Source organism: Tabrizicola sp. (genome assembly GCF_016793705.1).
Lineage (GTDB): Bacteria > Pseudomonadota > Alphaproteobacteria > Rhodobacterales > Rhodobacteraceae > Tabrizicola.
Map to the genome: position 1 here is coordinate 89,689 of NZ_JAEULO010000001.1, position 11,649 is coordinate 101,337.

Here is an 11,649-nt window from a genome sequence, read left to right on the forward strand (position 1 = left end):
GCCATGCGTGTCCTTGCTATCGACCAGGGCACGACCAACACCAAGGCCATGGTGATCGATGATGGCGGCGCGATCCTGGCCCGTGCCTCCGCGCCCCTGACCACCGACTATCCGCATCCCGGCTGGGCCGAGCAATCGGCCGCGGCGATCTGGGCCTCGGTCCAGGCGGTCATCGCCGAGGTGGTTGCCGAGGCGGGCCTCCCCGACGCGATCGGCATTGCCAACCAGCGCGAGACTCTGGTCGTCTGGGACGCGGCGACCTCGCGGCCGCTCTGCCCGGCGCCGATCTGGCAATGCCGCCGCACCGCCGATGCGTCCGCCCGCCTGATCGCCGAAGGGCACGACCCCTTCGTCATCGCCCGCACGGGCCTTGGAATCAATCCGCTGTTCCCCGCCGGGAAGCTGGCTTGGGTGTTGGACAACGTGCCTGCCGCCCGTGACCTGCTGGCACGGGGTCGCCTGCGCGCCGGCACTGTCGATGCCTGGCTTCTGTGGAACCTCACGGGCGGGACGGTCTTTGCAACCGATCATTCCAACGCCTCGCGGACCCAGCTGTTCGACACCGAAACGCTGGTCTTCTCGCCCGAGCTCGCGGCGATCTTTGGCGCCGACACGACCTGTCTGCCGCTGCCGCTGCCTTCAGACACCCGCTTCGGCGTGACCGCCGTCGGGGCGACCGCCCTTCCCGCAGGCGTGCCGATCCAGGCCATGCTGGGCGACAGCCACGCCGCCCTTTACGGCCACGGCATCCGCAATACGGGCGCGGTGAAGGCGACCTATGGCACAGGCTCCAGCCTGATGACACTGACCCCCGCGCGCACGTCCTCGCGCCACGGCCTGTCCGGCACCATCGCCTGGACCGACCGGCACGGCACCGCCCATGCGCTTGAAGGCAACATCACCGTGTCGGCCCAGGCCGCCGCCTTCATGGCGCGCCTTCTCGGCCTGCCCGATGCCGCGGCCCTGTCCGACCTCGCCCAGACTGTCCCGGACGCGGGCGGAGTCACCCTCGTCCCCGCCCTTGCAGGTCTTGGCGCCCCGCACTGGTCCGATGCCGCGCGCGGTACGATCGCCGGGATGACGCATGCCACTACGCCCGCCCACCTGGCCCGGGCGACCTTTGAAGCCATCGCCCTTCAGATCGCCGATGTACTGGAAGCGATGGAAGCCGATATCGCCCAGCCGCTTGCAAGCCTCAGCGCAGATGGCGGGGCTTCGGGCAACGGCTTCCTGATGCAGTTGCAGGCCGACCTGATCGACCGCCCTGTCCACGCCGCCGCGGTCGAAGAGATCGGCGCCTTTGGCGTGGCAGGCATGGCCATGGCCAAGATGGACCACGTCCTTGTGCCGTCCGCCAAGATCCAGCATTTTGCGCCGCGGATGAGCGCTGGTGCGCGGACCCAGATCCGAAAGAGCTGGGCCGCCGCAGTCCGCCAATCCAAGAGTTCACCGTTGCCGTAGTTGCGCGGCCGGGTCGGGCTGCCGCCCAGGTGACGACAGCGATCGACAGGGGAACAGGCATCCGCACCGCCGTCGGGGACGTGGCGTGGCTGCGCCGCATGTGCGTCCGTCTGCTTTCCGCCCTTCGCGACGTCGTCTCTGTCGGCCCAAAGCGGCCATTCACGGACGTCGCAGCGAAGGGCATGCCCAGAGGGATGCCCCCGCCTGGGGCGCCGGCCTCGCCCCGAACTGGTCAACCGCGACGACGAGAGCCCGTTCTGAGGAAGGGGGTCTCGCCGAAGGGAACTGGCGGAAAAACCCGCCGGGTTTGGCAAATCAGCCGCCGGACTGGACAGAGCAAATGCCCGCTTTCGGACTGTCCTTCTTCAACAGAAGTGTCAGTCGTTGTCTCCGTCCGTCGCGCCAGCGTCCAGACGGGAAGTCACCGATGGCGGCACCGTTGTCCGAAGCGCGAGAGTTTCAAGACGCTCAAGCGTCAACCGCGACACCCTGGGCCGAGCCGCAGGGCGCGACTGCGATGGTGCGTCGCCAGCTTCGCAGAGGTGCCAACCGTCTGATTGTGACTGCCAGGATGGGCCAAACGCCACATCGCCCGCGCTCGATACGGATGCGACACGGCCCGTCGTGGAGGCAATCTGAAGCGTAGAGCCAGCTTGGGCAATCCGGTGCAGGAAGGGCAGGAGGTATCCTGGTGCGGTCAGACCGTCCGGCAACGCCTCGCCCGTGATCGCAGAAGTGGTTGAGAATTCGTCGGCCAATGAAGCGCCCACTTCCACCGGGCTGACTGCGCCGTCCACGCGCGCCGCGAGCCAGACCACTGCCCAGTCCGCGGCAGGCAGTTCGCGCCGGGCGAGCCATTCGGCGGCCCATCCGGCCTCTTCCGCCTGACCCCAGCTGAGGCCCGCTCCGCGCGCGGACTTGGTGATCAGGCTGCGCAACTCCGACAGTGCCAAAGTGACAGTTTCGGTCATGCGCCCAACTCGTCCGGGTAGGGCATGCCCTGAAAGAGGCTGATCCGCACCCAACGGTCGGACCGGGGATCAAACCGTGTCGCGCCAAAGAAGGCCAGCTTGCACCGCAGGATGTCGATCGGCAGCATCCCGGCATCCAACAGGTTGTCGCGTATCTCTGCATATGGCATTTCGTGCAGCATCTGGATGCGCCGGACCGTGTGGCGATGTTCCGGCCGCGCCAGCAGAAACCGTGCGAGGCGGTCTGTGTCCAGCCAGCCCGTCAGGGCGTCGGACAGTGCCGAGACGGATTGGGCGATCCCAAGCGGTTGCTCTCTTTCTTCTCCGGCTTCGGCCCGCCGGTCGCCCAGACGAGGCTCCAGCTTGTCTTCAGACACATACCAGAAGCGCGCCGACTGCGCCGGGTCGGTGAAGTCGAACCGGCTTGTCCAGCGATAGTCTTCCGCAATCAGCGCGCGCAGTCGGCCGACCGTCATCGCGGCGTCCAGGGCAAAGCGGGCGGTTTCGTCCGCGTCGAGACTGTCCTCCAGATCGTCGACGATGGCGCCATGCGGTTCAAGAAGCAGCGCCAGCAGGCATTCCTGCCCTTCCTCGCTCAGCTGTGCCTCGCCCCAAAGCCACAAGGCGTTCCAGGGCTGCGGCGCCCCTGGATCCCAACCGTCACGAAGGTGATCGGTCAGTTGCGCAAGATCGCCGCGCAGTTCGGCGAGCTTCGCTGCCTGCGCCCGGTGTTCGCTGCGCCACAGATGCGCATTCTGTCGCGCCGCTTCCAGGGCGTCGCGGAGAGTTGCAAGCTCTGCCGGGGTGGCATCGGGCAGCGCGCGGACCCGCGCCAGGGCTGTTTCGCGTGCGGTCATCCATGCGTTCAGCAGGGCCGGATGACGGACAAGAAACGGGGCCATGCCAAGACCGGTGGAATTGCCCACGCCCAGGCGCCGCCGAAGATCCGGGTCCAGTCGCGCTGCCGACGCACCGCCCCGGACACGGGCAAGGTGTTCGGCGATATCTACGGTAAACGCGCGGGTCAGCCAGACCGAGAGCATCTCGGCCTGAAACGGAGCCTTGAGTTCCGGCCGCTCACAGATGTCCTCCCGGTCTGCGGCCCCGAACTTGCCCGAGCCGTAGACGGCGGTGGTCCGCATCAGATAGCCGACTGCGTCGATCTCGGCGGCATCGGGCTGCTCGCCTCGGGAAAGCCGGTCGACCATATGGGCGAACAGCCGGACCGACCGATTGGCCCGGCTGAGCGAAAGCTCTTTCCCGCTGATCCGCCCGGCCTCCTGCAGCGGCACGTTGTCGGCCAGGCGGTCAAGATCGTCCGGCGTGACGTCGCCATCGACAAGCGCAAAGGTTGCATCCCAGGCCGTGGCGATCACCCTGTCGGATCGCATCTCATCGGGTAGATCATGTGCAAAGGCGACAAGGCTGTAGGTGCGTTCCGGCCCCCGGGCCCGATAAACGGCACAGCCAACGCCCCGATCATCGATGTCCCAAATCGGGCGGTCAAAGCGCCAACCCTCGCGCACGACGCGGCGGAGCATCACGCGCAGGAAGGAAAGCCGCATCGGATGGGCCGATCCCATCCGCGACAGGCGCATGACCAGGTCTGGGTCGCGCAGGACGGCCTCTGCCGTTTTCCGGGTCCGTTCGACCATGCTCATTCCGCAGCCCTTTCCACCTCACCCCGCATCTCCGGCCCGAAGGACGCCGCGAAAAAGCGCGCCCAGTTTCCGCCCAGCATTGCGGCCACTTCGGCGTCGGAAAACCCGACGGAGCGCAGCCCGCCCCGCAGATTCCCGAAATCGCGCGCGTCGCGGAACCAGTTGGGCATGGCCGGAAACCCCGGCGCGTCCTTGCTGCCTTCGCCGAAATCCACCGATTTGGTCCAGCGCCCGGTGCGCATCCATTCGACCACGCTGTCGGGCTGGTCCTGACAAAGGTCGGTGCCGATGCCAAGGAACTCGGTGCCGAACCGTTCGGCGGTCCGCGCGATCATGGTGCAATAATCGGACAGCTCGCAGGCGCTGCCGCCGTTCAGGTGATGGGGGTACAGCGAAAAGCCCAGCATCCCGCCGGTTTCCGCCAGGGCGCTGATCACCGCATCGGACTTGTTGCGCCGCGCCGGATGCCAGGAGGCCGGATTGGCGTGCGTCACCGCAATCGGCCGCGCGGAATGCTCCACCGCCGCCAGCGTCGAGCGCTCACCGGAGTGGCTCATGTCCACGACCATCCCGACACGGTTCATTTCGGTCACCACCTCGCGTCCCATGCGGGTCAGGCCCGTGTCTTCAGCCTCGTAGCAGCCGGAGGCGAGGAGCGACTGGTTGTTGTAGCTCAACTGCATGAAGCGCAGGCCAAGCCGGTGCAGCACCTGGACCAGACCGATATCGTCCTCGATGCAACTGGGGTTCTGCGCGCCGAAGAAGATTGCCGTCCGCCCGGTGGCCTTGGCAAGGGCAAGGTCATCGGCAGTAAAGGCTTGAAAGATCAGCTCTGGCCAGCGTTCGAACCAGCGGTTCCAGCGTTCGACCACCGCGACCGTTTCGCGGAAGTTCTCGTGGTAGACCAGCGTGACATGCACCGCGTCCACCCCGCCCGCCCGCAGCTGGCGGAAGATGCGTTCGGACCAGTTGGAATACTGAAGCCCGTCGATCAGGTAGGTCATTCCGGCTCCCCCGCCGCCATGTAGGCGGTCTTGACCGTGGTGAAGAACTCGGCGGCGTAGCGCCCCTGCTCCCGCGGGCCGAAGGACGACATACCCCGACCGCCGAACGGCACGTGATAATCCGTGCCTGCCGTCGGCAGGTTCACCATGACACAACCCGACCGCATGTTGGCCCGGAAATGTGCGGCGCGGGCCAGGCTGCGGGTCATGATGCCTGCCGTCAATCCGAAGGGCGTGTCATTGGCGAGGGTGAGCGCCTCGGCGTAACTGTCGGCCGGGATAATGCAGGTGATCGGTGCGAACATTTCCTCGCGGTTCAGCGTCATGTCGTTCCGGGTTCGGGAAAAGACGGCAGGGGCCATGAAATACCCCTCGGTCGGCCGGTCCAGCCGCACGCCGCCGGTCAGAAGCTCTGCACCCTCTGTGGTCCCACGCGCTATCCAATCGAGGTTGGCGTTCAGTTGGCCCTCGCTCACCACGGGACCAATCTGCGTCCCCTCAGCCAGGGCATGCCCGACACGCAGCGCTTCGGCGGCCTTTACGAGCCGCTCGGTGAACGTGTCCAGGACTTTCCTGTGGACGATCAGCCGCGAGGCAGCCGTGCATTTCTGCCCGGTCCCGCCAAAGGCCGCGTTGGCGGCATGGGAGACCGCAAGATCGAGGTCGCAGTCGTCCATGATCAGCATGGGGTTCTTGGACCCCATTTCCATCTGTAGCTTGGCGCGGTTTCCAAGGGCGCGTGAGGCAATGTCCCTCCCGACCCCCACCGAGCCGGTGAAGCTGATCGCATCAATATCGGCATGACCAACCAGATGATCCCCCACGTCGCGACCAGGCCCCATGACGAGGTTGAAGGCGCCCGCGGGCAGTCCGGCGCGGGAAATGATCTCGGCCAGGGCGACGGCCGAGGCCGGGGTCAGATTGGCCGGCTTCCAGACGACCGCGTTGCCAAAGGCGAGGGCGGGAGCGATCTTCCAGGCCGGCGTCGCCATCGGGAAATTCCACGGCGTCACCAGAGCCACGACACCAGCCGGTTCCCGGCGCACCTCGATCTCTACCCCCGGGCGCACGCTTTCGGCCTGATCGCCCTGCAAGCGCAACGCTTCGGCGGCAAACCAGGTGAAGAACTGCCCGGCGCGGTAGACCTCGCCCTTGCCTTCGACCAGCGGCTTGCCTTCCTCGCGCGACAGGAGCGCGCCGATCTCGGCAGCGCGGGCCATCAGTTCGGTGCCGATCAGCATCAGGACATCGTGGCGCTTCTGGATACCTGCCGCCCACCACTTCGGCTGCGCCGACCGGGCCGCAGCGACCGCCTCGTCCACATCCGCTGCAGAGCCCTGGACAAACTGGCCGATCACATCCGCTACGTCCGAAGGACTGCGGTTTTCAATCTGCATCGTTCCGCCCTGCCAGGCCCCGGCGATGTAGTTCCGCGTCTCAAGTCCCATGGTTTCGTCCTGTTCCGGCTGCGGTCAGGCCCGCGCCAAGGCTTCCATTACTTTCCGAGGTGTCAAGGCACCGGCGATCTGCCCATCGGCCCCGCGCACAGCGATGCTTTCCACGCCATCCGCAAAGGCGCCGAAGGCGGCTTCCAGCGTCGCTTCGGCGGCTATCTCCGGCGCGCCCGGAGCCGGGATCAACCCGGCATCGGCGAAGGCGCCGCAGAGCAGAATGCGCGCCCGGTTCACGTCGCGAACAAAGCGCGCGACATAGTCATCGGCAGGCGCACGCAGGATGTCGGCGCCGGTGCCGACCTGCCGCACGGTCCCGTCCTTCAGGATAACGATATGGTCGCCCAGAAGCAGCGCCTCGTCGAGGTCGTGGGTGATGAAGACGATGGTCTTGCCCAGCCGCCCCTGAAGTTCTTTCAGCTGCATCTGCATGTCGTGCCGGATCAGCGGATCCAGGGCGGAGAAAGCTTCGTCCATGAGCAGGACCTCGGCATCCGTGGCCAAGGCACGCGCCAGACCGACGCGCTGCTGCATTCCGCCGGAAAGCTGCGCGGGATAGCTGGACTCGAAGCCCGAGAGCCCGACCAGCGCAATCTGCGCCTCGGCCCGCTCCTGTGCCGCTGCCTTCGCTATTCCGTCCAGCACAAGGCCATACATGACGTTTTCGATCACGGTCCGATGCGGCAGCAGGGCGAAACGCTGGAAGACCATCGCCACCTTGCGCCGCCGGAAGCCGCGCAGACGGGTTTCGTCATAGCCGAGAATATCCTCGCCATCATAGAGGATGCGCCCGCCTGTCGGCTCGATCAGGCGGTTGAAATGGCGGATCAGCGTGCTCTTGCCCGAGCCCGACAGACCCATGATGACAAAGGTTTCGCCAGCGGCAATCTCGAGGTTGATCTGGTGCAGACCCAGCACATGCTCGGTTTCCTGCAGCAGACTGGCCTTGTCCATACCGGCGTTCACCTTGGCCAGAGCACCCTTCGGGTCACGACCAAAGACCTTCGACACCGATTCGACGCGGATCTTGACGGGTCGCATCATTTGGCCTCCCGGTGCAGATTGGCCTGCACACGGCGGCCGTAGGATTGTGCCATGCGGTCGAAGATGATCGCCAGCAGGACGATCCCCAGACCCGCGATCAGGCCCCGGCTGACCTCAAGCCGCTGAATGCCCTGCAACACCTGATAGCCAAGACCACCGGCCCCGATCATCGAGGCGATTACCACCATGGAGAGCGCCATCATCGTTGTCTGGTTCACGCCCGCCATGATCGTCGGCATTGCCAGGGGCACTTCGACCGTCCAGAGCTGTTGCCGCGAAGAGGCGCCGAAGGCCCGGCTCGCCTCGACGATCTCGGGATCGACCTGCCGGACGCCAAGGTCGGTGAGTCGGATCACCGGAGGGATGGCAAAGACGATGGTGGCAAGAAGGGCCGGGATCTTGCCGGGGCCGAACAGCATCACGAAGGGGATCAGGTATACGAAGATCGGCATGGTCTGCATGATGTCGAGCACAGGCAGCATCCCGCGCCGGAACCGGTCCGACCGTGCCATGGCAATGCCGGTGGGAAGGCCGATCAGCACCGAGAGGATCGTGGCGGCGAGCATCAGTGCAACCGTCGCCATCGCCTCGTTCCAGATGCCCAGGAGGCCAAGCAGGATCAGAAGGACCGCCACCGCCACCACCGGCTGCCAGCGCCGTGCAGCAGCCCAGGTGGCCAGGCAGAAGACCATGACCACCACCCACCAGGGAAGAAACTGAAGCCCGTGCTCAAGCCCGCTGATGAAACGCAGGACGGGAAGAAAGATCAGCTCCAGCGTCTCGCCCCACTCAGCGACGATACCGTTGAAGGCGCTGTCAAGGGCACGGCCGAAAGCGCGGGTATCCCAGATTTCGGGGAAGCCAGAGGTCATGGAGCTGATCCTTGAGATTGCGTTGCCGCCCCAGGGGAGGGGCGGGCAACGGTTCGTGTCAGTTGAGGCTTGCCCTGACCTTCTCGGCCACGTCCGCCGGGACCCATGCGGTCCAGATCGCCTCGTTGTTCTTCAGGAAATGCGTCGCGACCTCTTCCGCCGTCGCGCCGTTGTCGTCGCCCCAGGCCAGGACCGCGCTGATCTCGTCGTTCGGGACCTGCATCTTCGACAGAAACTCCGCCACGTCCGGCGCCTTGTCCTTCAGATCGGACACCACGGCCACGGCCACTTCGCCCGCCGCCCATCCGGTCACCTGAGGATCGGCACAGTTGATGTCCGTCAGGCAGGTGAACTTTTCACGGTCACTTTCGGGCATTCCCAGACGGACCAGCTTGAATTTGCCGACAACGTCCGACGGCCCCCAGTAGTAGCCCACCCAGGGCTTGTTCTGCGCGACGGCCCGCGCGATCGACGCCTTCAGGTTTTCGCCCGATCCCGGCGAGAACAGCTCGAACGAGTCCTCAAGCTTCAGCGCCTTGTAGTAGTTGGTGATGATCACCTCGCTCGCCCAGCCGGGCGGACCGTTGTAAAGCCGCCCCTTGCCTGGGTTCTGGCTGTCCTCGAAGACCGCCCAGTTTGCGGCAAGATCCTCGATCGTCTTGATCTCGGGATGCTGTTCCAGAACGTAGTCCGGCACCCAGAGACCGTCCTGACCCCCGCCGGAGAAGATATCGGACGCCTTGTAGACGTTGCCCTTGGCCTGCATTTCGTCCCACTGCGCCTGAACGGTCGATACCCAAAGCTCCGGCGCGATGCTCGGCGTTGAACGGGTCAGCATCGAGGTCGCAGTTGGCACCGTGTCGCCCGGAACCAGTTCGGTGTCGCACCCATAGCCGGCCGCAAGGATCTTCTGAGTCACATGCGCCAGCGCAGCGGCGGACAGCCAGGTCATCTCGGCGATGGTGACATTCTCGGCCGAGCCACAATCGCCCGCTCCGGCAGGTTGGGCCATGGCCATGCCCGAAGCCATAAGCGCGGCAAGGGCAGTCAAGCGTTTTGTTCCAGTCATTGCATACCTCCAGTGGCGCGACGCCGTCTTGCGCGGCAATCTCGTTGAAGGTTCTTCTTTCCTTCGATTTCAATCAAATGATAACGGATTACATTGATTTCAGCTTTTCTGAAATCGAACGCGCGCCATCAGCCCCTCGTCCACTTCGACACCCGAAGTTTCTGTCCTTGCCCGTGCCGCCATCCGTCGCTGTCCCGGCAACCGCGCTCCGTCCTGCCCGGCGATCGCTTCGGCCAGTCCCTCGATCCGCTCGACAAAACCCGTGGCAAAGGCCCCCGGCTCGATCGCGATGAAGCATTGACCTGTTGCAGGCGGCCCCCCTGCCGGGCCGGAAAACGGGCTCGCCTCGCGGCTTGCGACGGCCCCAGCCAAGACCGAAGCGAGAACCTCGACCATCAACCCCATGCCAAAGCCTTTCACGCCACCCGCCGGCAGCATGGAGCCCTTGAGCGCGGCTTCAGCGTCGGTCGTGGGCTGACCCTCGGCATCCAGCGCCCAGCCTTCGGGGATCGGTTCGCCCTTGCGTGCCTTTAGCAGCACTTCCGACTTGGCGACCACACTTGCAGACTGGTCGATCACGAACCGCGCCCCGCCGCGCCCGTCAGGCACGCCCATGGCGAAAGGGTTGGTCCCGATAACGGGAACCTTTCCGCCAACAGGCGAGATCGAGGCAGGGGCGTGGGTGAAGCACAATCCGATCAGCCCGGCCTGGGCCAGGCGCTCGGCATGGTGGCCCAGAAGCCCGCAGTTGTACGACCGCCGCACGGTCATCGCCGCAATGCCCCGGTCCCGTGCGGCATCGACCAGCGTTGGCAGGCCCATATCAATGGCCGGATGGGCAAAACCATTCGCTGCATCCACCACGACAGCGCTCGCCCGCGACCGCTGGACCTGAGGCTGGGCCTGACCATCGACCTTGCCGCAACGCAGATGCTCTCCATAGATCGGCAGATAGAGCAGCCCATGCGACCGCATCCCGTCGCGCTCCGCCGCCCGGATTGACCGCGCGACGGACACCGCTTGGGTCTCGCTCGCTCCGCAATCGGTAAGCAGCCGAAACGCCAGTCTCTCCACCTCGTCCAATGTCATCTGCATGGCAGTCCTCTCGCCTTTTCGCCCAGAAGCATCATTTGCGCATTTCAGCGCAACACAGTATTTCTGAGAAAAACATCAGTGAGATTGAAGATGATCCGGCTGGAAGCCCTGCGTGCCTTTGTCGAGGTCGCCGATCACGGCAACATCAAGGATGCTTCGGAAAAGCTCTTCCGGACCCCCTCGGCGCTGTCGATGACGCTGAAGCAGATCGAAGACCGTCTTGGTTGCCCTCTGTTTGAGACCGACCGAAAATCCAGCCTGACCGAGATGGGCAAGTTTCTTTACAATCAATCCGTCGTCCTGTTGCGCGACTACGACCGTGCGATGGAACGGATCGAGGCGCAGTCAAAGGCGCGGAGCGGGCGACTGCGCATCGCTTCGGTCCCCTCGGTCGCCACGATGCTCTTGCCACCGTTCCTGCAAGGGTTCCTTCAGGGGCGGCCCGATCTCGACATTGATCTCGTTGATACCGACAGCACCGACGTGCGTCTCTTGGTCGAAACCGGACAGGTTGACCTTGGCATTGCCGGAACCGCCCCGGATGTGCCCGGTCTGGAGTGTGAGCCGATCTTCTGCGACCCCTTCAAACTCGTGTGCCGAACCGACAGCCAGCTCGCGGACAAGGGCGCCGTTCTCGACTGGTCCGACCTGACAGGCCATCCTTTGATCATCAACGAAGCCACCCGTGCGCTACCCGCTCCGGAATTTCAGCGACTTGCCCGCGACGCCCGCTTTTCGGTGCGCAACGTGACGTCCTTGCTCGCGATGGTCAGCGCCGGGATGGGCATTACTCTCTTGCCCGCGCTGGCAACGGTCAGCCTCGCCGCTTCGCTGACCACCCGCCCGCTGCGTGATCCCGCATGCCTGAGGACCGTGGGTATCTTCTGGCGCGCAGGCAGGGTGCCCAGTCCCGTCACGGGCCTGTTCCGGAGCGAATTCGCCGCCGCCGCCCGCGCCCAAGCCGGACAGTTCGGACTGCAACCCCTGACGTGACGCGCCAGCGCACCGTGACCTCTTGCTC

General features: G+C 65.3%; 10 protein-coding genes. 2 read left to right on the forward strand and 8 right to left on the reverse strand.

The genetic code is table 11. The annotated features are described in order from the left end of the window. The first annotated feature begins 3 nt into the window (after window positions 1-3). Window positions 4-1,461 carry an FGGY family carbohydrate kinase gene (locus JNJ68_RS00495; protein ID WP_294977682.1) on the forward strand — a complete coding sequence of 486 codons (1,458 nt, stop codon included), beginning with the start codon at window positions 4-6 and terminating at the stop codon, window positions 1,459-1,461. A 377-nt stretch (window positions 1,462-1,838) separates the two neighbouring features. Here the strand turns inward: JNJ68_RS00495 and JNJ68_RS00500 are convergent, their stop codons facing one another. The 8 genes from JNJ68_RS00500 to JNJ68_RS00535 form a co-directional block, all read right to left on the reverse strand. Continuing rightward, on the reverse strand, window positions 1,839-2,432 hold the full coding sequence (locus tag JNJ68_RS00500; RefSeq protein WP_294977683.1) for a DUF3726 domain-containing protein: 594 nt from the start codon (window positions 2,430-2,432) through the stop codon (window positions 1,839-1,841). Beyond that, entirely contained in the window at window positions 2,429-4,093 is a 1,665-nt protein-coding gene (locus tag JNJ68_RS00505; RefSeq protein ID WP_294977685.1) for a hypothetical protein, read from the reverse strand. The genes JNJ68_RS00500 and JNJ68_RS00505 overlap by 4 nt, the downstream gene beginning before the upstream one ends. Then, the gene (locus JNJ68_RS00510) at window positions 4,090-5,097 is read right to left on the reverse strand and encodes a membrane dipeptidase (protein WP_294977687.1); all 1,008 of its coding nucleotides are present in this window, start codon (window positions 5,095-5,097) and stop codon (window positions 4,090-4,092) included. The genes JNJ68_RS00505 and JNJ68_RS00510 overlap by 4 nt, the downstream gene beginning before the upstream one ends. Next, window positions 5,094-6,545: an aldehyde dehydrogenase family protein gene (locus JNJ68_RS00515; RefSeq protein ID WP_294977689.1), complete on the reverse strand. Its 1,452-nt coding sequence runs from the start codon at window positions 6,543-6,545 to the stop codon at window positions 5,094-5,096. Before JNJ68_RS00515 ends, JNJ68_RS00510 begins: the two co-directional genes overlap by 4 nt. Before the next feature lie 24 nt (window positions 6,546-6,569). Next, window positions 6,570-7,589, reverse strand: a complete 1,020-nt coding sequence (locus JNJ68_RS00520) for a betaine/proline/choline family ABC transporter ATP-binding protein (RefSeq protein ID WP_294977691.1) — start codon at window positions 7,587-7,589, stop codon at window positions 6,570-6,572. Next, window positions 7,589-8,464, reverse strand: a complete 876-nt coding sequence (locus JNJ68_RS00525; RefSeq protein ID WP_294977693.1) for a proline/glycine betaine ABC transporter permease — start codon at window positions 8,462-8,464, stop codon at window positions 7,589-7,591. Before JNJ68_RS00525 ends, JNJ68_RS00520 begins: the two co-directional genes overlap by 1 nt. 58 nt (window positions 8,465-8,522) lie before the next feature. Next, a complete protein-coding gene (locus JNJ68_RS00530; RefSeq protein WP_294977695.1) occupies window positions 8,523-9,515 on the reverse strand; it encodes a glycine betaine ABC transporter substrate-binding protein in 993 nt (330 codons plus the stop codon). A gap of 117 nt (window positions 9,516-9,632) precedes the next feature. Continuing rightward, window positions 9,633-10,628 (reverse strand): Ldh family oxidoreductase, encoded by a 996-nt coding sequence (locus tag JNJ68_RS00535; protein WP_294977696.1) that lies wholly within the window; start codon window positions 10,626-10,628, stop codon window positions 9,633-9,635. Between JNJ68_RS00535 and JNJ68_RS00540 the strand changes: the two genes are divergently transcribed. Further along, window positions 10,554-11,621 (forward strand): LysR family transcriptional regulator, encoded by a 1,068-nt coding sequence (locus JNJ68_RS00540; RefSeq protein ID WP_294977698.1) that lies wholly within the window; start codon window positions 10,554-10,556, stop codon window positions 11,619-11,621. The genes JNJ68_RS00535 and JNJ68_RS00540 overlap by 75 nt on opposite strands. The last annotated feature ends 28 nt before the right edge of the window (window positions 11,622-11,649 follow it).

What these genes read in the sequence shown, in the direction of transcription:
- JNJ68_RS00495 (WP_294977682.1), top strand. Translation starts at nt 4, where the DNA reads ATGCGTGTCCTTGCTATCGACCAGGGCACGACCAACACCAAGGCCATG.
- JNJ68_RS00500 (WP_294977683.1), bottom strand. Translation starts at nt 2,432, where the DNA reads ATGACCGAAACTGTCACTTTGGCACTGTCGGAGTTGCGCAGCCTGATC.
- JNJ68_RS00505 (WP_294977685.1), bottom strand. Translation starts at nt 4,093, where the DNA reads ATGAGCATGGTCGAACGGACCCGGAAAACGGCAGAGGCCGTCCTGCGC.
- JNJ68_RS00510 (WP_294977687.1), bottom strand. Translation starts at nt 5,097, where the DNA reads ATGACCTACCTGATCGACGGGCTTCAGTATTCCAACTGGTCCGAACGC.
- JNJ68_RS00515 (WP_294977689.1), bottom strand. Translation starts at nt 6,545, where the DNA reads ATGGGACTTGAGACGCGGAACTACATCGCCGGGGCCTGGCAGGGCGGA.
- JNJ68_RS00520 (WP_294977691.1), bottom strand. Translation starts at nt 7,589, where the DNA reads ATGCGACCCGTCAAGATCCGCGTCGAATCGGTGTCGAAGGTCTTTGGT.
- JNJ68_RS00525 (WP_294977693.1), bottom strand. Translation starts at nt 8,464, where the DNA reads ATGACCTCTGGCTTCCCCGAAATCTGGGATACCCGCGCTTTCGGCCGT.
- JNJ68_RS00535 (WP_294977696.1), bottom strand. Translation starts at nt 10,628, where the DNA reads ATGCAGATGACATTGGACGAGGTGGAGAGACTGGCGTTTCGGCTGCTT.